Origin of the sequence: Streptomyces sp. Pv4-95 (assembly GCF_045782725.1) — a bacterium.
GTDB lineage: Bacteria > Actinomycetota > Actinomycetes > Streptomycetales > Streptomycetaceae > Streptomyces.
This window is the reverse complement of sequence record NZ_CP127172.1, coordinates 2412248-2431363: the sequence shown is the minus strand read 5'-3', so window position 1 is coordinate 2431363 and position 19116 is coordinate 2412248. Positions and strand designations below refer to the sequence as shown.

Annotated in this window: 15 protein-coding genes; 12 read left to right on the top strand and 3 right to left on the bottom strand. The window is 71.8% G+C overall.

Annotation, left to right across the window (positions count from 1 at the left end):
* The first annotated feature begins 42 nt into the window (after positions 1-42).
* The 8 genes from QOM21_RS10655 to QOM21_RS10620 all read left to right on the top strand — a co-directional run bounded on the left by QOM21_RS10655 (position 43) and on the right by QOM21_RS10620 (position 11382).
* A complete protein-coding gene (locus QOM21_RS10655) occupies positions 43-1503 on the top strand; it encodes an aldehyde dehydrogenase family protein (RefSeq protein ID WP_407549644.1) in 1461 nt (486 codons plus the stop codon).
* A 399-nt stretch (positions 1504-1902) separates the two neighbouring features.
* Positions 1903-3822: an acyl-CoA dehydrogenase family protein gene (locus tag QOM21_RS10650; RefSeq protein ID WP_407549642.1), complete on the top strand. Its 1920-nt coding sequence runs from the start codon at positions 1903-1905 to the stop codon at positions 3820-3822.
* Positions 3823-3997: 175 nt separating this feature from the next.
* Positions 3998-5272 (top strand): 1-deoxy-D-xylulose-5-phosphate reductoisomerase, encoded by a 1275-nt coding sequence (gene dxr / locus QOM21_RS10645; RefSeq protein WP_407549641.1) that lies wholly within the window; start codon positions 3998-4000, stop codon positions 5270-5272.
* Entirely contained in the window at positions 5269-6570 is a 1302-nt protein-coding gene (locus QOM21_RS10640; RefSeq protein WP_407549639.1) for a M50 family metallopeptidase, read from the top strand. The genes dxr and QOM21_RS10640 overlap by 4 nt, the downstream gene beginning before the upstream one ends.
* A gap of 242 nt (positions 6571-6812) precedes the next feature.
* A complete protein-coding gene (ispG, locus tag QOM21_RS10635) occupies positions 6813-7991 on the top strand; it encodes a flavodoxin-dependent (E)-4-hydroxy-3-methylbut-2-enyl-diphosphate synthase (protein ID WP_407549637.1) in 1179 nt (392 codons plus the stop codon).
* 185 nt (positions 7992-8176) lie between these two features.
* Complete coding sequence (locus tag QOM21_RS10630; protein WP_407549635.1) at positions 8177-9022, top strand: GNAT family N-acetyltransferase; 846 nt, start codon at positions 8177-8179, stop codon at positions 9020-9022.
* Positions 9023-9047: 25 nt separating this feature from the next.
* Positions 9048-9584, top strand: coding sequence for a GNAT family N-acetyltransferase (locus tag QOM21_RS10625; protein WP_398557162.1), 537 nt, complete (start codon positions 9048-9050; stop codon positions 9582-9584).
* Between the two features lie 88 nt (positions 9585-9672).
* A complete protein-coding gene (locus QOM21_RS10620; protein ID WP_407549633.1) occupies positions 9673-11382 on the top strand; it encodes a proline--tRNA ligase in 1710 nt (569 codons plus the stop codon).
* Positions 11383-11451: 69 nt separating this feature from the next.
* Here the strand turns inward: QOM21_RS10620 and QOM21_RS10615 are convergent, their stop codons facing one another.
* The 3 genes from QOM21_RS10615 to QOM21_RS10605 form a co-directional block, all read right to left on the bottom strand.
* Positions 11452-12363 (bottom strand): aminoglycoside phosphotransferase family protein, encoded by a 912-nt coding sequence (locus QOM21_RS10615; protein WP_407549631.1) that lies wholly within the window; start codon positions 12361-12363, stop codon positions 11452-11454.
* Positions 12364-12407: 44 nt separating this feature from the next.
* Complete coding sequence (locus tag QOM21_RS10610) at positions 12408-12914, bottom strand: ferritin-like domain-containing protein (protein ID WP_407549629.1); 507 nt, start codon at positions 12912-12914, stop codon at positions 12408-12410.
* Between the two features lie 112 nt (positions 12915-13026).
* Complete coding sequence (locus QOM21_RS10605; protein WP_407549627.1) at positions 13027-13572, bottom strand: hypothetical protein; 546 nt, start codon at positions 13570-13572, stop codon at positions 13027-13029.
* 159 nt (positions 13573-13731) lie between these two features.
* On the opposite strand from QOM21_RS10605, the gene rimP reads away from it, so the two are divergent.
* The 4 genes from rimP (at position 13732) to infB (ending at position 18972) form a co-directional block, all read left to right on the top strand.
* Positions 13732-14283, top strand: a complete 552-nt coding sequence (rimP, locus tag QOM21_RS10600) for a ribosome maturation factor RimP (protein WP_407549625.1) — start codon at positions 13732-13734, stop codon at positions 14281-14283.
* Between the two features lie 2 nt (positions 14284-14285).
* The gene (gene nusA, locus QOM21_RS10595; RefSeq protein ID WP_407549623.1) at positions 14286-15278 is read left to right on the top strand and encodes a transcription termination factor NusA; all 993 of its coding nucleotides are present in this window, start codon (positions 14286-14288) and stop codon (positions 15276-15278) included.
* A gap of 123 nt (positions 15279-15401) precedes the next feature.
* Positions 15402-15692, top strand: a complete 291-nt coding sequence (locus QOM21_RS10590; RefSeq protein ID WP_393895591.1) for a YlxR family protein — start codon at positions 15402-15404, stop codon at positions 15690-15692.
* Between the two features lie 160 nt (positions 15693-15852).
* Positions 15853-18972 carry a translation initiation factor IF-2 gene (gene infB / locus QOM21_RS10585; protein ID WP_407549621.1) on the top strand — a complete coding sequence of 1040 codons (3120 nt, stop codon included), beginning with the start codon at positions 15853-15855 and terminating at the stop codon, positions 18970-18972.
* Positions 18973-19116 lie beyond the last annotated feature (144 nt).

Sequence of the window (19116 nt, the reverse complement as noted above, 5' to 3'; positions counted from 1 at the left end):
CCATGCGCACCACCCACCACTTCGGAAGGGCCGGGAACCACTGTGCCGATCCACACTGATGCAGCCCCCACCGCCTTTTGGCTCGCCGGCCGCCAGGCCACCGGCGAGGCCACCTTCGATGTCACCTCCCCCTGGGACGGACGTCTCGTCGGTACGGTGAGCGTCCCCACCGAGGCCCAGGTCGAGGAGGCCATCGCCGCCTCCGTCGACGTCCAGGCCGAGTTCGCCGCGACCCCCGCGCATGTGCGGGCCGCCGCCCTCGACCACGTACAGCGCCGCCTGGTGGAGCGTACGGAGGAGATCGCCGCGTTGATCTCCGCCGAGAACGGCAAGCCCATGAAGTGGGCGCGCGGCGAGGTCGGCCGGGCGATCTCGGTGTTCCGCTTCGCGGCCGAGGAGGCCCGCCGCTTCAACGGCGGCGAGGCGCAGCGCCTGGACACCGACGCGGGCGGCGCCGGCCGCCTCGCGCTGACCCGCCGGTTCCCGCGCGGCACCGTCCTGGGCATCGCGCCGTTCAACTTCCCGCTGAACCTCTGCGCCCACAAGATCGCCCCGGCCATCGCGGCCGGCGCCCCGATCCTCCTCAAGCCGGCTCCGGCCACCCCGCTCTCCGGACTGATCCTCGGTGAGCTGCTGGCCGAGACCGCGCTGCCGGCCGGTTCCTGGTCGATCCTGCCGGTGCCCAACGAGCGGATGGAGGCGCTGGTCCAGGACGAGCGGCTGCCCGTCGTCTCCTTCACCGGCTCGGAGAAGGTCGGCTACGCGATCCTGGACTCGGTGCCGCGCAAGCACTGCACCCTGGAGCTCGGCGGCAACGGCGCGGCCGTCGTCCTGCCGGACTTCTCCTCCGAGGCGGACCTGGACTGGGCGGCGCAGCGCATCGCCACCTTCTCCAACTACCAGGGCGGCCAGTCCTGCATCTCGGTGCAGCGGGTGATCGCCGACGCCACCGTCTACGACCGCCTGGTGCCCAAGATCGTGGCGGCCGTCGAGGCGCAGGTCACCGGCGACCCGTCGGACGACGCCACCGAGGTCGGCCCGCTGGTGAGCGAGGACGCCGCCAAGCGCGTCGAGGCGTGGGTGGACGAGGCCGTGCAGGGCGGCGCGAAGCTGCTGGCCGGCGGCAAGCGGGACGGTGCCTCCTACGCGCCGACCGTGCTCGCGGACGTGCCCGCCGACGCGACGCTCGCCTGCGAAGAGGTCTTCGGCCCGGTCCTCACCCTCAGGAAGGTCGACGGCGAGGCCGAGGCCTTCGACGCCGTCAACGACTCCAAGTACGGCCTCCAGGCGGGCGTGTTCACCCACGACGTGCAGACCGCCTTCCGCGCCCACCGCGCGCTGGAGGTCGGCGGCGTGATCGTCGGCGATGTGCCGTCCTACCGCGCGGACCAGATGCCCTACGGCGGCGTCAAGCAGTCCGGTGTCGGCCGCGAGGGTGTGCGCTTCGCGATGGACGACTACACCTACGAGCGGGTCATGGTCCTCACCGGCCTGGACCTCTAACAGAAAAGCACCCGACCGGCCTGGACCGGTGGACAGCGGCGGCCTTCCCCGAGGCCACCCGCCGTCCAGGCCCGGCCGGCTCGCCCCCCCGGCGCCGGCCCCCTCCCGCGGCGCGCTCCGACCTCACGTTGGAGCGCGCCGCGGCCCTGTTTCACCCGTGGAAAGACGCAGGCAGGTCCCGCGCCCCCGTTCCGAAGGCCGGTCCCCGGAGGCCGCCGCACCGGTCGGGAGCACATCCGCGCATACCACCGATGGCGGATTTCCGCCCGGCCTGGCCGGTACGTCCCGCGCCAGCAGTGGTGCAACCCCCGCGAATCGGGAACGCTCACAAGTAGCACGGACCGGTAGCCGACCGGCGCGCCGGTGCAAACTCCCGATCCGCGGCGAGGTGAGTTCCTGATGACCGCTCCGTCCATCCGCAACGTTTCCGAGCGCGAAGCACGCCAGGTCGCCGAGGCGGCCCGTGAACAGGACTGGCGTAAGCCCAGCTTCGCCAAGGAACTGTTCCTGGGGCGCTTCCGGCTCGACCTCATCCATCCGCACCCCACCCCGGCCGCGGACGACGTACGGCGCGGCGAGAAGTTCCTCGCCACGCTGCGCGAGTTCTGCGAGACGAAGATCGACAGCGCCCGCATCGAGCGCGAGGGCCGGATCCCGGACGAGACGGTCAGAGAGCTCAAGGAGCTCGGCGCGCTCGGCATGAAGATCGATACCAAGTACGGCGGCCTCGGCCTCACCCAGGTCTACTACAACAGGGCCCTCTCCCTGGTCGGCTCGGCGAGCCCGGCAATCGGCGCGCTGCTCTCCGCGCACCAGTCGATCGGCGTCCCCCAGCCGCTGAAGACCTTCGGCACGCAGGAGCAGAAGGACACCTTCCTGCCGCGCTGCGCCCGTACGGACATCTCGGCGTTCCTGCTGACCGAGCCGGACGTCGGCTCCGACCCCGCCCGCCTGGCGACCACCGCGGTGCCGGACGGCGACGACTACGTGCTGGACGGCGTGAAGCTGTGGACCACCAACGGCGTGGTCGCCGACCTGCTGGTGGTGATGGCGCGGGTGCCCGCCTCCACCGGCCACAAGGGCGGGATCACCGCCTTCGTCGTCGAGGCGGACTCGCCCGGCATCACCGTCGAGAACCGCAACGCCTTCATGGGGCTGCGCGGCCTGGAGAACGGCGTGACCCGCTTCCACCAGGTGCGGGTCCCCGCCAAGCACCGCATCGGCCCCGAGGGCGCCGGCCTGAAGATCGCTCTGACCACGCTCAACACCGGCCGACTCTCGCTGCCGGCGATGTGCGTCGGCGCCGGCAAGTGGTGTCTGAAGATCGCCCGTGAGTGGTCGGCGGCCCGCGAGCAGTGGGGCAAGCCGGTCGCCCGGCACGAGGCGGTCGGCGCCAAGATCTCCTTCATCGCCGCCACCACCTTCGCCCTGGAAGCGGTCGTCGACCTCTCCTCGCAGATGGCCGACGAGAACCGCAACGACATCCGCATCGAGGCGGCCCTGGCCAAGCTCTACGGCTCCGAGATGGGCTGGCTGATGGCCGACGAACTGGTCCAGATCCGCGGTGGCCGCGGCTTCGAGACCGCCGCCTCGCTCGCCGCCCGCGGCGAACGGGCCGTCCCCGCGGAGCAGATGCTGCGCGACATGCGGATCAACCGCATCTTCGAGGGCTCGACGGAGATCATGCACCTGCTGATCGCCCGGGAGGCGGTGGACGCGCACCTGTCGGTGGCCGGCGACCTCATCGACCCCGACAAGTCCCTCGCCGACAAGGGCAGGGCCGCCGCCAAGGCCGGCGGCTTCTACGCCCGCTGGCTGCCCAAGCTCGTCGCCGGACCCGGTCAACTCCCGCGCACTTACCAGGAGTTCGGCGAACTCGCGGTGCACCTGCGGTACGTCGAGCGGGCCGCCCGCAAGCTCGCCCGCGCCACCTTCTACGCGATGTCGCGCTGGCAGGGCCGGATGGAGACCAAACAGGGCTTCCTCGGCCGGATCGTCGACATCGGCGCCGAACTCTTCGCGATGAGCGCGGCCTGCGTGCGTGCGGAGCACCTGCGCCTCACCGGCGAGCGCGGCCGCGAGGCCCACCAGCTGGCCGACGTCTTCTGCCGGCAGTCCCGGATCCGCGTCGAGGAACTCTTCGCCAGGCTCTGGCACAACACCGACGATCTCGACCGCAAGGTCGTCTCCGGGGTCCTCGACGGCCGGTACACCTGGCTGGAGGACGGCGTCATCGACCCCAGCGGCAACGGCCCCTGGATCGCCGACGCCACCCCCGGACCGAGCACGAAGGACAACGTGCACCGGCCGATCCGCTGACCGGACGGCACCGGTATCGCGCCCGGAAGGGCACCACGACGCCTCGTACGGACGGCCCACGGGTCGCCCGTACGAGGCGCCTGCCGCCGGTCGCACGACCCCGGCGGCACCCCTTGATCACCAGCTCGCCGACTCGGTGCCCACGGCGCCGCACCGACCGGCCACAATGGACCACATGACGGACTCCCTCGCCCACCCGCACCTGCGTTTCGAGCCGGCTCCCACCGATCCTGGAGGCCCGCAGGGCCCGCGCGCCCTCGTCATTCTCGGGTCGACCGGTTCGATCGGCACCCAGGCGATCGACATCGTGCTGCGCAACCCCGACCGCTTCCGCGTCACCGCGCTCTCCGCGGCCGGCGGCCGGGTCGAGCTGCTCGCCGAGCAGGCGCACCGGCTGCGGGCCGGCACCGTCGCGGTCGCCCGTGAGGACGCGGTGCCCGCGCTGCGGGAGGCGCTCGCGGCGCGCTACGGGGCCGGGGAGCCGCTCCCGGAGGTGCTGGCGGGCCCCGACGCGGCCACCGAACTCGCCGCCTCGCCGTGCCACACCGTTCTCAACGGCATCACCGGTTCCATCGGTCTCGCCCCCACCCTGGCCGCGCTCACCGCGGGCCGGTCCCTCGCCCTGGCCAACAAGGAGTCGCTGATCGTCGGCGGCCCGCTGGTCAAGGCCGCCGCCCGGGCGGGCCAGATCATCCCCGTCGACTCCGAGCACTCCGCGCTGTTCCAGGCGCTGGCCGGGGGCGCCCGCGCAGAGGTCCGCAAGCTCGTCGTCACCGCGTCCGGCGGCCCCTTCCGCGGCCGCACCCGCCAGGAGCTGGCCGGCGTCACCCCCGAGCAGGCACTCGCCCACCCCACCTGGTCGATGGGCCCGGTCGTCACGATCAATTCCGCGACCCTGGTGAACAAGGGCCTGGAGGTCATCGAGGCGCATCTGCTCTTCGACGTCCCCTTCGACCGCATCGAGGTCGTCGTCCATCCGCAGTCCTACATCCACTCGATGGTGGAGTTCACGGACGGCTCCACGCTCGCCCAGGCCAGCCCGCCCGACATGCGCATGCCCATCGCGCTGGGCATGGGCTGGCCGCAGCGGGTCCCGGACGCCGCGCCCGGCGTGGACTGGACGAAGGCGCAGAACTGGGAGTTCTTCCCGCTCGACGAGGCCGCCTTCCCCTCCGTCCCGCTGGCCTGCCACGTCGGCGGTCTGGGCGGCACGGCACCCGCCGTTTTCAACGCGGCGAACGAGGAATGTGTGGACGCGTTCCTCCACGGCGGGCTGCCGTTCACAGGGATTGTGGATACGGTCGCCGAAGTGGTCGCCGAGCACGGCACGCCCGCGCGGGGAACTTCCCTGACCGTCGCGGACGTCCTGGAGGCGGAGACCTGGGCGCGCGCCCGCGCCCGCGAACTCGCCGCACGTGCGGCACGCACACCTTCGGAGGCTCGCGCATGACGACCTGGATGACCATCCTCGGCATAGTCGTCTTCGTCGTCGGTCTGCTGTTCTCCATCGCCTGGCACGAACTCGGCCACCTCTCCACGGCCAAGATGTTCGGCATCCGGGTGCCGCAGTACATGGTGGGCTTCGGCCCGACGCTCTTCTCCCGCAGGAGGGGCGACACCGAGTACGGCATCAAGGCCATCCCGCTCGGCGGCTACATCCGCATGATCGGCATGTTCCCGCCCGGCGATGACGGAAAGCTCCAGGCCCGCTCCACCTCACCGTGGCGCGGCATGATCGAGGACGCCCGCTCGGCGGCCTTCGAGGAGCTGCAGCCCGGTGACGACAAGCGGCTGTTCTACACCCGCAAGCCGTGGAAGCGCGTCATCGTGATGTTCGCCGGACCGTTCATGAACCTGATCCTCGCGGTCGTGATCTTCATGAGCGTCCTGATGGGCTTCGGCATCAACACCCAGACCACCCAGGTCGGCTCCGTCTCGGACTGCGTCATCTCGGCCTCCGCCAAGACCGACAAGTGCCCCGCGGGCGCCAAGGACTCCCCGGCCAAGGCCGCCGGCCTGCGGGCCGGCGACAAGATCGTCTCCTTCAACGGCAGCGCCGTCCCCGACTGGGGCGCCCTCCAGGAGCAGATCCGCGACACCACCGGGCCCGCGACGCTCGTCGTGGAGCGCGGCGGCGCGCAGCGGACCCTGCACGCCGACCTGATCGAGAACAAGGTCGCCAAGACCGACGGACACGGCGGGTACGTCGCCGGCGAATTCGTCACCGCCGGATTCCTCGGCTTCACCCCGGCCAGCGGCGTCGTCCAGCAGTCGTTCGGGCAGTCCGTGGACCGCATGGGCAGCATGGTCCAGCAGGGCGTCGACTCGCTGGTCCACCTGCCCACCAAGGTCCCCGACCTGTGGGACGCCGCCTTCAACGGAGGCGAGCGCAAGCAGGACTCCCCGATGGGCGTGGTCGGCGCGGCCCGGGTCGGCGGCGAGGTCTTCTCCCTCGACATCCCGCCGGAGCAGCGGGTGGCGACCATGCTCTTCCTGGTCGCCGGCTTCAACCTCTCGCTGTTCCTGTTCAACATGCTGCCGCTGCTGCCGCTGGACGGCGGACACATCGCCGGCGCCCTGTGGGAGTCCGTCCGGCGGGCCTTCGCCAAGGTCTTCCGGCGCCCCGACCCCGGTCCCTTCGACGTCGCCAAGCTGATGCCGGTCGCCTACGTCGTCGCCGGTGTCTTCGTCTGCTTCACCCTGCTGGTGCTCGTCGCCGACGTGGTCAATCCGGTGAAGCTGACCTGAGCCGGGGCCCCGCCCGGCACCTCCCGCCCGACACGGGCGCGGTGCCGGGCGGAGGCCGCCCGGCCACGGCGGGGCGGTACGGTGGCCGGGTGCTCCCATGACGTATGGGTGTGCGCGGCAGCCCCCTTTCGGGGGTTTCTCAGGGGTAGCGATGTGCCTCCCGTAACCCTGGTGCCGTAATCTCGATTACCGGAGCCCGCCGAATTCGGGACCTAGATCCACACCTTGGGGTTGCTCGCCAGATGACTGCCATTTCACTCGGAATGCCGGACGTACCGACCAAGCTCGCCGACCGCCGGGTCAGCCGCAAGATCCAGGTCGGTACGGTCGCCGTGGGCGGAGACGCACCGGTCTCGGTGCAGTCGATGACGACCACCCGGACGTCCGACATCGGCGCGACTCTGCAGCAGATCGCCGAGCTGACGGCCTCCGGCTGCCAGATCGTCCGCGTCGCCTGCCCGACGCAGGACGACGCCGACGCGCTGTCCGTCATCGCCCGGAAGTCCCAGATCCCGGTCATCGCGGACATCCACTTCCAGCCCAAGTACGTCTTCGCCGCCATTGACGCCGGCTGCGCCGCGGTCCGCGTCAACCCCGGCAACATCAAGCAGTTCGACGACAAGGTCAAGGAGATCGCCAAGGCGGCCTCCGACGCGGGCACCCCCATCCGCATCGGCGTCAACGCCGGATCGCTGGACGCCCGGCTGCTCGCCAAGTACGGCAAGGCCACCCCCGAGGCGCTCGTCGAATCCGCCCTGTGGGAGGCGTCACTCTTCGAGGAGCACGGCTTCCGCGACATCAAGATCTCGGTCAAGCACAACGACCCGGTCGTGATGGTCAACGCCTACCGCCAGCTCGCCGCCCAGAGCGACTACCCGCTGCACCTCGGCGTCACCGAGGCCGGCCCCGCCTTCCAGGGCACCATCAAGTCCGCGGTCGCCTTCGGCGCACTGCTCTCCGAGGGCATCGGCGACACCATCCGCGTCTCGCTGTCCGCGCCGCCCGCCGAAGAGGTCAAGGTCGGCCTGCAGATCCTGGAATCCCTCAACCTCAAGCCCCGCCGCCTGGAGATCGTCTCCTGCCCGTCCTGCGGCCGCGCCCAGGTCGACGTCTACAAGCTCGCCGACCAGGTCACGGCCGGCCTGGAGGGCATGGAGGTGCCGCTGCGCGTCGCCGTCATGGGCTGCGTCGTCAACGGCCCCGGCGAGGCCCGCGAGGCCGACCTCGGCGTCGCCTCCGGCAACGGCAAGGGCCAGATCTTCGTCAAGGGCGAGGTCATCAAGACCGTCCCCGAGTCGAAGATCGTCGAGACCCTCATCGAAGAGGCCATGAAGATCGCCGAGCAGATGGAGAAGGACGGCGTCGCCTCCGGTGCCCCCGTCGTCACCGCCGCAGGCGAGCCGGCCGGCGCCGTCGGCTGACGCCCCGCGCCTGCGCCCCACCGCGTCCGAGCCCCGCCGCCCTCCCGGGCCGCGGGGCTCACGCACAGCGCGCCCCCGTCGCGGGCCCGCCCGCGAGCCGGGTGCGCTCGCGCACGGAGAGGTAAAGTGCCAAGACCTGCTCCCGCCTGTCCTCCCAGGCCCGCAACGGTGAGGCATTCCGACACGTGCTGACGACCACCACCATCAAGGTGCTTGAGCCCGGGGAGCTCGACGACGCCCTCGCGGTCCTGGACCGCGACCCGGTCGCCAACGCCTTCGTCGCCGCCCGCGTGCAGGTCGCGGGGCTCGACCCCTGGCGGCTCGGCGGAGAGATGTGGGGCTGGTACGTCGACGGCCGGCTGGAATCCCTCTGCTACGCCGGCGCCAATCTCGTGCCCGTCTGCGCCACCCAGGAAGCCGTCCGCGGCTTCGCCGAACGCGCCCGCCGCCAAGGCCGCCGCTGCTCCTCCATCGTCGGCCCGGCAGGCCCCACCGCGGAGCTGTGGTCCCTCCTGGAGCCCCACTGGGGCGCCGCCCGTGAGGTGCGCCGCCACCAGCCCCTCATGGTCACCAGCACACCCGCCACCGAGGTCACACCCGACCCCGGCGTACGACGCATCCGCAAGAACGAGATGGACGTGATCATGCCCGCGTGCGTGGCCATGTTCACCGAAGAGGTCGGCATCTCCCCGATGGCCGGCGACGGCGGCCTGCTCTACCAGGCCCGGGTCGCCGAACTCGTCGGCGCCGGCCGGTCGTTCGCCCGCATCGAGGACGGCAAGGTCGTCTTCAAGGCCGAGATCGGCGCCGCGACCCCCAAGGCGTGCCAGATCCAAGGCGTCTGGGTCGACCCCGACCACCGCGGCAAAGGACTCTCCGAGACCGGCATGGCCGCCGTACTGCGCTACGCCCTCAGCGACGTCGCCCCCGTCGTCAGCCTCTACGTCAACGACTTCAACACCGCCGCCCGCGCCTCCTACCGCCGGGTGGGCTTCGAGGAAGTCGGCGCGTTCATGAGCGTACTGTTCTGACCCGCCGCCTTGTACGCTCCCGACCATGGATGACGTCGCGGTCGGCCCCCTCGATCTCGCTGCCCGGGTGGACGACGCACTCGCCGTGCAGGCCCTGGCGTTCGGCCTGACCGACGACGAGATCACCGTCCGGCGCCACATCGTGCTGCGCCACCTCGGCTGCCGCGGCGCCCGCGCCCTCGGCGCCACCACCGCCGCCGGCCGGCTCATCGCCTTCGTCTACGGCATGCCCAACGACCGCGGCCACTGGTGGTCCACCGTCGTCGAGCCCTACCTGCGCGGCGAAAGCCTCGACCACTGGCTCGACGACTCCTTCGTCATCACCGAGCTGCATGTGCACCCCGCCTACCAGAACCGCGGTATCGGCCGGACGCTCATCACCCGCATCACCGACGAGGCCCGCGAGCCCCGCAGCATCCTCTCCGCCATCGACACCGAGAGCCCCGCCCGCGCCCTCTACCGCTCCCTGGGATACCGCGATCTCGCCCGCCGCGTGCTCTTCCCCAGCGCCCCGACGCCGTACGCCGTGATGGGCGCGCCACTGCCGCTGCTGCGCCGCTGACCCCCTCCGGGGCGGAACGCATTTCCATGCGCCACATCGGTACGGCTAACCTCCTGGGAGTCATCTTTCTTACGCAGGAGAAACTCCCATGGCCAACGCCGCACAGGTCCAGCGCATGTCCCGCTTGATGATCAAGACGCTGCGTGACGACCCGGCCGACGCCGAGACCGCCAGCCACAAGCTGCTCGTACGCGCCGGGTACGTCCGCCGCACCTCCGCCGGCATCTGGACCTGGCTGCCGCTGGGCAAGAAGGTGCTGGAGAACGTCTCGCGCGTGGTGCGCGAGGAGATGGACGCCATCGGCGGCCAGGAGGTCCTGCTGCCCGCACTCCTGCCGAAGGAGCCGTACGAGGCCAGCGGCCGCTGGGAGGAGTACGGCGACCTGCTCTTCCGCCTCAAGGACCGCAAGGGCGCCGACTACCTCCTCGGCCCCACCCACGAGGAGATCTTCACCCTCACGGTCAAGGACCAGTGCACGTCCTACAAGGACCTGCCGGTCATCCTCTACCAGATCCAGACGAAGTACCGCGACGAGGCGCGCCCCCGCTCGGGCGTGCTGCGCGGCCGCGAGTTCCAGATGAAGGACTCCTACAGCTTCGACACCACGGACGAGGGCCTGGCCGAGTCCTACGCCCTGCACCGCGCGGCGTACCAGAGGATCTTCGAGCGCCTCGGCCTGGACTACCGCGTGGTATCCGCCGTCTCCGGCGCGATGGGCGGCTCCGCCTCCGAGGAGTTCCTCGCCCCCGCCGCGGCCGGTGAGGACACCTTCGTGGACTGCCCGGCCTGCGACTACGCCGCGAACACCGAGGCCGTCACCACCAAGGTCGCGCCGGTCGACGGCAGCGCCCACGGGCCCCTGGAGGAGCTGGACACCCCCGACACCCCCACCATCGATGCGCTCGCAGCCCACCTCGGTGTACCGGCCGGCGCGACCCTGAAGAACCTCCTGGTCAAGGTCGACGGGGAGATCGTCGGGGTCGGCGTGCCCGGTGACCGCGAGGTGGACCTCGGCAAGCTCGGCGAGCACCTCGCGCCGGCCACCGTCGAGCTGGTCACCGCCGAGGACTTCACCGACCGCCCCGACCTGGTGCGCGGCTACGTCGGCCCGCAGGGCCTGGCGGGCAAGTCCTTCCGCTTCCTCGCCGACCCGCGCATCGCCCAGGGCACCGCCTGGATCACCGGCGCCAACAAGCCCGGCATGCACGCCAAGAACGTCGTCGTCGGCCGCGACTTCGAGGTCGACGAGTACCTCGACGTGGTCGTCGTCGAGCCCGGCGACCCCTGCCCGAAGTGCGGTGCCGGCCTGCGCATCGACCGCGCCATCGAGATCGGCCACATCTTCCAGCTCGGCCGCAAGTACGCCGACGCCTTCGAGCTGGACGTGCTCGGCCAGAACGGCAAGCCCAGCCGCGTCACCATGGGCTCCTACGGCATCGGCGTCTCCCGTGCGGTGGCCGCCCTCGCCGAGCAGACCCACGACGAGTCCGGCCTGTGCTGGCCCCGCGAGATCGCGCCGGCCGACGTGCACGTCGTCGCCGCGGGCAAGGCCAAGCAGACCGAACTCGCCCTGGAGGTCGGCGAGCAGCTCGGCGCCGCGGGGCTGAGGGTCCTCGTCGACGACCGGGCCGGCGTCTCGCCCGGTGTGAAGTTCACCGACGCGGAACTGCTCGGCGTCCCGACGATCGTGGTCGCCGGCCGCCGCGCCGCCGAGGGCGTCGTCGAGGTCAAGGACCGCCGCACCGGCGAGCGCGAGGAGCTGACCGTCGAGGAAGCCGTCGCCCGCCTCGGCGCGTAGCGATCAGCGGACGGGCCGGCCGGGTGGATCGCCACCCGGCCGGCCCGTCCTTCGCTCTGTCACCGCCGGCTACAGCCAGGCCGCGAACTCCAGGAGCAGTTCGCCCCGTTGCCGGTCGCCCGAGGCCGTCTCCCGCATCCCCGCGCCGACGGCGCGGTACAGCGTCCAGTCCCGCAGCCGGTCCCGGTCGACCTCCAGGGAGTCGGCCAGCTTGGCCACCCTGCGGCGGGCCGCTGCGGCCGCGCCGGAGCCGGCCGCCAGGTCCTCGAAGCGGTCCAGCACCAGGGCGGCCAGGTCGTACGCCCGCTCGCCGACGACCGGCGCGGGCCCGACCGCCAGCCACGGCACCCGCTCGCCCGCCAGCACCTTGCCCTGCCGGAACGCGCCGTGCAGGAGATATGCCTCGTCGGAGCCGGCCGGCAGCGCGCGCCGCAGCTCCAGCGCCTCCTCCACCAGAGGAGCTGCGGACGGGACGGCCTCAGCCGCCGCCCGCAGTGCCTCCGCCGCCGCCTCCGTGCGCCCGGCCAGCGTCTCGAAGGGATGTTTCTCGCCCGGCGGCACCCACAGCCGCTGCGCCGTGCCGGCCGCCTCCAACAGCGCCTTGGCCTCGGGCAGCGAACGCAAGGACACCGAGCCCTGCAGCCGCTCCAGCAGCAGCGCGCCGCTCTCCTCGTCCGACCGCAGCAGCCGTACCGCACCCCAGCCGTCCCACACCGCCAGCGCCGCGGCCTCGTGCGCGGACACCCGCCCCGGCACCGGGAACTTCAACGCCGCGGGCGTCCCGTCCTGCTGCCGTACGAGCGCCAGCAGACTGCTCCGGCCCCCCGGGGCGTGCACCCGCTCCAGCGTCAGCTCCCATGCCGTCAGCCGCTCCTGAACCATCGTCGGCAGCGCCGCGAGCCAGCCCCGGGCAACGTCGTCCTGCTCGCCGCTGAGCGAGCTCACCAACCGTTGCGGCGGTTCGATGGGTGCCGTTGCCATGCTTGAGCTGTCCCTTTCCTGGTGCGGTGACCGCGGGCGGCCGTTCAGAGCGCGTTGGAGGAAGCGCTCGCGGAGCCGGTCGGGAGGCCGGCCTGGGCCCGTTCGCCGAGCCCAGGGAAGGCTACGCCGCTGCCGCGCCAGCGCACCGACCGCACTGCCGCCTCGCGCAGTGCCGAGGCCGCCTCCGCGCGGCGTGCCGTGCCACCGGCCCGCACCAGGTCCGCGTAGACGGCGGCCAGCCGGTCCTCCAGCTCCGCGGCGAGCCGGGCCGCGGCGGCCGCGTCCGGCACCGGGAACGGCAGTTCGTACGCCGCGGCCGAGGCCTTCGGCTTGCCGCCCAGATCGCGGACGGCGCGGTGCAGGGCGTCCCGGCGGGCGCGGTGCCCGTCGTACGCCGCCTGCGCCTCCTTGCGCCGCTCGCCGCCGATACGGCCGCCGACGACGCCGTAGCCGTACACCGCGGCGTGTTCGGCGGCCAGGGCGGCCTGCACGGCCGCCAGCTCGTCCTTCGCGCTGTCGTCGTCCTCGGTGCGCGCTGTCCCGACCCTCATGTGCCTGCCCTTTGTCCGGTCCTGTGGTGACGGCGGTCCCCGCACGGTGCGTGGGCGCCCGGCTGACGTGATGGGCGGCGGGCAAGCGATGCGCCGCGCGCCCGCGGGGCTGTCATGCCCCGGACTCCGTCAGCAGGAAGGCGTGGGCCGCGCCCGAGGCCGCCACCGAGGCCAGCAGCCGTGCCAGCTCCGGCGGCGCGGCCCTGAGTGCCTTGATGCGGGTATCGGACAGTTCGCGTTCCGCGTCGGCCAGGGCGGTGCGGGCCGCCTTCCCGTCCTTCGGAACGCTGGGGCCCGAGGACGGGGATGCGCTCGGCGAGGCACCGGAGGAGAGGGCGCCGGCGTTGCGGGCCGAGGCGTCGGACGGGGTCGCGGTCGGGGACGGGGCGGCGGCATCGTCGGTGAACGCCTTTGCGTGGCGCGCGACTTCGGCACGCAGCGGCTGCAGCCGCGTCTCCAGGTCCGGGTGCGCCGCCAGGGTCGCGTCGTAGCGCGCCAGCAACCGCTCGCTGTCCCGGGCGGAGCGCTCGCGGAGCCGCTCGGCGGCGGAGGAGTGCTCGGCCGCCGAGGGGTCCGGATCCTCCGAGCAGCCCACGAGCAGGGCCGCGCCCCCGAGGGCGGCACCGGCCAGCAGGGTCCTTCTGCGCGTGAGCTTCACGTTCGGCACGTTCCACTTCCCGGGTCTTCCGTAGTGATCACCGCAGGCGAGGGTATCCGTGACCGGCCACCGAATCGTCAGTACCCCGCCGGAACAGATAGGCTTTGACCCGACACGCGACCTACCCACAACAGCACACGCGGCCGAGGAGTCACCCGGATGAGCACGACCCAGAGCGAGAGGCTGCGCGGATTGCTTGAACCGCTCGTCGCCGCGCGAGACCTGGATCTGGAAGAGATCGAGGTGACCCCCGCAGGCAAGCGGCGGGTGCTGAGGATCGTGGTCGATTCCGACGAGGGCGTCCAGCTGGACGAGTGTGCCGAGCTGAGCCGCGAGGCCTCCCAGGTCCTGGACGACACCGATGCGATGGGCGGCGCCCCGTACACCCTTGAGGTGACCTCACCCGGCGCCGACCGGCCACTGACCGAGCTGCGGCACTACCGCCGCGCCGTCGGCCGCCTCATCAAGGCCCAACTGACCGACGCAGCAGGGTCCGGCGAGCTGGTGGCGCGCATCATCGCCGTGGACGACGAGGGCCTGGACCTCGAGGTGCCGGGCGTCAAGGGCCGTAAGCCGACCGCCCGACGGGTCGCGTTCGACGAGATCGCCAAGGCGCGGATCGAGCTGGAATTCAGCCGTAAGCCCGAGAAGGCGGACAAGCACGACGCGCAGCAGGACGAGAAGATCGACGAGAACAAGGAGGAGGCGTAGCCGTGGATATCGACATGAGTGCCCTGCGGGGTCTGGTGCGGGAGAAGGAGATCTCGTTCGACCTGCTGGTCGAGGCGATCGAGTCGGCCCTCCTCATTGCCTACCACCGCACCGACGGCAGCCGTCGGCAGGCGCGGGTGGAGCTGGACCGCAACACCGGGCACGTGACGGTGTGGGCGAAGGAGGACCCGGCGGACCTGGAGGAGGGCGCCGAGGCCCGCGATTTCGACGACACCCCCTCCGGTTTCGGCCGGATCGCGGCGACCACCGCCAAGCAGGTCATCCTGCAGAGGCTGCGGGACGCCGAGGAGGAGATCACCTTCGGCGAGTTCGCCGGGCGTGAGGGCGATGTCATCACCGGCGTCGTCCAGCAGGGCAAGGACCCCAAGAACGTCCTGGTGGACATCGGCCCGATGGAGGCCATGCTGCCGGTGCAGGAGCAGGTCCCCGGCGAGGACTACGCACACGGCACCCGCATCCGCAGTTACGTCGTCCGGGTGGCCAAGGGCGTCCGCGGACCGTCGGTGACGCTCTCGCGCACCCACCCCAATCTGGTGAAGAAGCTCTTCGCCATGGAGGTACCGGAGATCGCGGACGGCTCGGTGGAGATCTCCGCCATCGCCCGCGAGGCCGGTCACCGCACCAAGATCGCCGTGCGGTCCACCCGGTCCGGTCTCAACGCCAAGGGCGCCTGCATCGGCCCGATGGGCGGCCGGGTGCGCGCCGTCATGGCCGAGCTGCACGGCGAGAAGATCGACATCGTGGACTGGTCGGACGACCCGGCAGACCTGGTGGCGAACGCGCTGTCGCCGGCCCGGGTCAGCAAGGTCGAGGTCGTGGACCTGGCGGCCCGGTCCGCCCGGGTCACCGTCCCCGACTACCAGCTGTCCCTGGCCATCGGCAAGGAAGGGCAGAATGCCCGGCTCGCCGCCCGTCTCACGGGCTGGCGGATCGACATCCGTCCCGACACCGAGCAGCAGGCACCGCAGGACTGATCGAAAGCGGCGCCGCCGCGTCCCGCCGAGAGGGGGGTCGCGGCGTGCTGCCGGGAATTCTCAGCAGCCGTTCCGGCCTTACCCCATCGGGGTGAGGCCGCCGCGGGGAGGTAGACTTAAGCAGTGTCTGGCCGGACGCATGCCCGCGCATGCCCTGAGCGAACCTGTCTGGGATGCCGGGAGCGAGCGGCCAAGGGCGATTTGCTGCGCATCGTGGCGATGGAGGGTGAGTGTGCCCCCGATCCTCGCGGTACGCTGCCCGGCCGGGGTGCTTACGTGCACCCGACACTGGTCTGCCTCGACCTGGCGGTTCGCCGCCGGGCTTTTCCCCGGGCTTTTCGGGGCCGGGGACCGTTCGACACAACGGCCTTGCGCCACCACGTCGAGCGTGCCGAGCAGCCGCCCCTGCACTAACGCACAGCAAGAAACGCACAGCGCACGGAAAACCGTGCGGTCAGGTACCTCGCGAGTCGGAAGTAGGTCGAGATTGCGATGAGCACTCGATGAGTACGCGATGAGTACGCCCATGAAGTAGCGACGGTCCGGCGGACAACCCGGACCTAGAAGGAGCGAAGTGGCTAAGGTCCGGGTATACGAACTCGCCAAGGAGTTCGGCGTCGAGAGCAAGGTCGTCATGGCCAAGCTCCAAGAGCTTGGGGAATTCGTCCGTTCGGCGTCCTCGACGATCGAGGCGCCGGTCGTGCGCAAGCTGACCGACGCTTTCCAGGCAGGCAGCGGCAACGGCCGCGCCGCCGGCAAGCCCGCGGCGCCGCGCAAGTCGGCACCCGCAAAGCCGTCCCCGTCGGCGCCCTCGCCGGCGCAGGCGGCACGTCCCGCTGCCCCGAAGCCGGGCGCGCCCAAGCCGGGCCCCGCGGCTCCGGCCCCGGCCGCCCCCGAGGCGCCGCAGGCGCCCGAGGCTCCGGCAGCCCCCAAGAGCAGCACCCCCTCCGCCGGGCCCACCCCGGGCCCGCGCCCCGCGCCGGCTCCGAAGGCCCCGGCGCCCAAGCCTGCTCCCGCTGCCCCCGCGCAGCCCGAGTTCCAGGCTCCGCCGGCAGCTCCCGCCGCCGGCCAGTCGGCTCCCCGCCCCGGTGCCACGCCCGGCCCGCGTCCGGCCCGTCCGGCGCCGGCCCAGGGTCAGGGCCAGGGTGGTCAGCGCGGTAACGCTCCGCGTCCCGGTGGCGACCGCCAGGGCGGCCGTCCCGGCGGTGCGCGTCCGTCCGGTCCCCGTCCGGGCAACAACCCCTTCACGTCCGGTGGCTCCACCGGCATGGCCCGTCCGCAGGCCCCCCGTCCCGGTGGCGCTCCGCGTCCCGGCGGCCAGGGTGGTCCCGGCGGCCCGCGTCCGCAGGGCGGCGGCCAGGGTGCCCCGCGTCCCCAGGGTGGCCAGGGCGGCGCCCGTCCCACTCCGGGCGGCATGCCCCGTCCGCAGGGTGCGGCTCCCGGTGGCGCTCCGCGTCCCGGTGGCGGCGGCGGTAACCGTCCCAACCCGGGCATGATGCCGCAGCGTCCCGCTGCCGGCCCGCGTCCGGGCCCCGGTGGCGGCGGCGGTCGCGGTCCCGGCGGTGCCGGTCGTCCCGGCGGTGCCGGCGGCGGTCGTCCCGGTGGCGGCGGCGGTTTCGCCGGTCGTCCCGGTGGCGGTGGCGGCGGCGGTCGTCCCGGTGGCGGCGGCGGTTTCGCCGGTCGTCCGGGTGGTCCCGGCGGTGGCGGCGGCTTCGGCGGTCGTCCCGGCTTCGGTGGCCGTCCCGGCGGTCCCGGTGGCCGTGGTGGCACGCAGGGTGCGTTCGGCCGTCCCGGCGGTCCGGCGCGTCGTGGCCGTAAGTCGAAGCGGCAGAGGCGTCAGGAGTACGAGGCCATGCAGGCCCCGTCGGTGGGCGGCATCATGCTGCCCCGTGGCAACGGTGCGACGGTTCGCCTGTCGCGCGGTGCCTCGCTGACGGACTTCGCCGAGAAGATCAACGCCAACCCGGCGTCGCTCGTCCAGGTCATGCTGAACCTGGGTGAGATGGTCACCGCGACCCAGTCGGTCTCCGACGAGACGCTGCAGCTGCTCGCCGACGAGATGAACTACGTCGTCGAGATCGTCAGCCCGGAGGAGGAGGACCGCGAGCTTCTCGAGTCCTTCGACATCGACTTCGGTGAGAACGAGGGCGGCGAGGAAATGCTCGTCGCGCGTCCGCCGGTGGTGACCGTCATGGGTCACGTCGACCACGGTAAGACGCGACTGCTCGACGCGATCCGCAAGACGAACGTCATCGCGGGCGAGGCCGGCGGCATCACCCAGCACATCGGTGCCTACCAGGTCGCGACCGAGGTCAACGACGAAGAGCGTCGGATCACCTTCATCGACACCCCGGGTCACGAGGCGTTCACCGCCATGCGTGCCCGTGGTGCCAAGTCGACCGACATCGCGATCCTCGTGGTGGCGGCCAACGACGGTGTCATGCCGCAGACGATCGAGGCCCTGAACCACGCCAAGGCGGCCGACGTGCCGATCGTGGTCGCGGTCAACAAGATCGACGTCGAGGGCGCCGACCCGACCAAGGTGCGCGGTCAGCTCACCGAGTTCGGTCTGGTGGCCGAGGAGTACGGCGGCGACACCATGTTCGTCGACATCTCCGCTCGTGAGGGCCTGAACATCGAGCAGCTGCTCGAAGCCGTGGTCCTGACCGCGGACGCCTCGCTCGACCTGCGCGCCAACGCGGAGCAGGACGCGCAGGGCATCGCGATCGAGGCGCACCTCGACCGTGGCCGCGGCGCCGTGGCGACCGTCCTGGTCCAGCGCGGCACGCTGCGCGTCGGCGAGACGATGGTCGTCGGCGACGCCTACGGCCGTGTCCGGGCGATGCTCGACGACAAGGGCAACAACGTCGAGGAAGCGGGTCCGTCGACCCCCGTCCTGGTCCTGGGTCTGACCAACGTCCCGGGTGCCGGCGACAACTTCCTGGTTGTCGACGAGGACCGTACGGCCCGTCAGATCGCCGAGAAGCGCGCGGCGCGCGAGCGCAACGCCGCCTTCGCCAAGCGCACCCGCCGGGTGTCCCTCGAGGACCTCGACAAGGTGCTCAAGGCGGGCGAGGTGCAGCAGCTCAACCTCATCATCAAGGGCGATGCGTCCGGTTCGGTGGAGGCTCTCGAGTCCTCGCTGCTCCAGCTCGACGTCGGCGAAGAGGTCGACATCCGGGTGCTGCACCGCGGCGTCGGTGCGGTCACGGAGTCCGACATCAACCTGGCGTCCGGCTCCGACGCGATCGTCATCGGCTTCAACGTGCGCGCCGAAGGCCGTGCCACGCAGATGGCCGACCGCGAGGGCGTCGACGTCCGGTACTACTCGGTCATCTACCAGGCGATCGAGGAGATCGAGGCGGCCCTCAAGGGCATGCTCAAGCCGGAGTACGAGGAGGTCGAGCTCGGTACCGCGGAGATCCGCGAGATCTTCCGCTCGTCCAAGCTCGGCAACATCGCGGGTGTGCTCATCCGCTCCGGCGAGGTCAAGCGCAACACCAAGGCCCGTCTGGTCCGCGATGGCAAGGTCATCGCGGAGGACCTCAACATCCAGGGTCTGCGCCGCTTCAAGGACGACGTCACCGAGATCCGCGAAGGCTTCGAGGGCGGTATCAACCTCGGAAACTTCAACGACATCAAGATCGACGACGTCATCGCGACGTACGAGATGCGCGAGAAGCCGCGCGGCTGATCACGCGAACAGCAGCCTGCGCGCCGTGCAGACCACCAGGAATGGTGGTCGGGCGACGGGCGGGAAGGGGCCGGTCGGCGGAGGATATTCCGTCGATCGGCCCCGGCCGTTCCGTGTACCGTTCGAATGACTCGTACTCCCCCA

Bases quoted from the DNA above. Each gene is read 5' to 3' on its own strand.
- QOM21_RS10650 (WP_407549642.1), top strand. From the start codon at position 1,903: ATGACCGCTCCGTCCATCCGCAACGTTTCCGAGCGCGAAGCACGCCAG.
- dxr (WP_407549641.1), top strand. From the start codon at position 3,998: ATGACGGACTCCCTCGCCCACCCGCACCTGCGTTTCGAGCCGGCTCCC.
- QOM21_RS10640 (WP_407549639.1), top strand. From the start codon at position 5,269: ATGACGACCTGGATGACCATCCTCGGCATAGTCGTCTTCGTCGTCGGT.
- ispG (WP_407549637.1), top strand. From the start codon at position 6,813: ATGACTGCCATTTCACTCGGAATGCCGGACGTACCGACCAAGCTCGCC.
- QOM21_RS10625 (WP_398557162.1), top strand. From the start codon at position 9,048: ATGGATGACGTCGCGGTCGGCCCCCTCGATCTCGCTGCCCGGGTGGAC.
- QOM21_RS10620 (WP_407549633.1), top strand. From the start codon at position 9,673: ATGGCCAACGCCGCACAGGTCCAGCGCATGTCCCGCTTGATGATCAAG.
- QOM21_RS10615 (WP_407549631.1), bottom strand. From the start codon at position 12,363: ATGGCAACGGCACCCATCGAACCGCCGCAACGGTTGGTGAGCTCGCTC.
- QOM21_RS10610 (WP_407549629.1), bottom strand. From the start codon at position 12,914: ATGAGGGTCGGGACAGCGCGCACCGAGGACGACGACAGCGCGAAGGAC.
- rimP (WP_407549625.1), top strand. From the start codon at position 13,732: ATGAGCACGACCCAGAGCGAGAGGCTGCGCGGATTGCTTGAACCGCTC.